Here is a 712-nt window from a genome sequence, read left to right as displayed (position 1 = left end):
CACGCTCGCATGGGACACAGACACCGAGCACGCTGCGGAGCTTGCGCGGGCCTGCGTCGGGCAGGATGGGCGCATTCTTGCCGAACCGGCCGAGCCGACGGCCCGAGTCATCCGCCTTTCCGACAAGGGTCCGGTTCTGTCGCTCCAGGTCTGGGCTTTGGCCGGGGATGCGCCGCTCCTGGGGCTGGATCTTCCGGGGAAGCTGCATGCGGCGCTGCGGAGCGGCGGGATCCGGGCGGCGGAGGCTGATCCGCGCGGATGAAATTGACGCCCCGTCAGGATATGGCGATGGTGCGCCGGGCAGGGCAGGGGGATGTGGTGAACGAACAGGTCATCGATTTGGCGGAGGCCGCTGGCAAACGCGAGAAGACCAAGATCGCAAACCGCGCCGCCATTCTGGAGGCTGGGCGCCAGGTCTTTGCCGAGCTGGGCTATGAATCGACAACTGTGCGCGACATCATCCGGCGCACGGAACTCGCGAGCGGAACATTCTACAATTATTTCAAGTCGAAAGAGGAGGTGTTCCACGCCCTGCACGATGACGGCGTGACACGCTTCCGGCCCCTGCTGCGCGCCGCGCGGGAGGGTTCTCGGACCTTCGAAGAGTTTCTGACGCTGGCTTATCGGGCGTGGTTCCAGTTCCTTCTGACCGACAGCCCGCTAGCCGAGATTCAGGTACGCACGCCGGGGCGGACGCGTGTCAGGTTCGAGA

General features: G+C 65.3%; 2 protein-coding genes. Both read left to right on the top strand.

Annotated elements, in window-relative coordinates:
* The coding region (locus tag ACLD7X_RS17545) for a hypothetical protein (RefSeq protein ID WP_411424976.1) at positions 1–262 on the top strand (262 nt) is incomplete at its 5' end.
* Positions 259–712: TetR/AcrR family transcriptional regulator (locus ACLD7X_RS17540; protein WP_411424975.1), on the top strand; the 454-nt coding region annotated here is incomplete at its 3' end. The genes ACLD7X_RS17545 and ACLD7X_RS17540, both read left to right, overlap by 4 nt.

This window comes from Aphanothece microscopica RSMan92 (genome assembly GCF_046613545.2).
GTDB lineage: Bacteria > Cyanobacteriota > Cyanobacteriia > PCC-6307 > Cyanobiaceae > NIES-981.
Note: the sequence above shows the minus strand (reverse complement) of the source record. Positions and strands in the feature narration are given on the sequence as shown.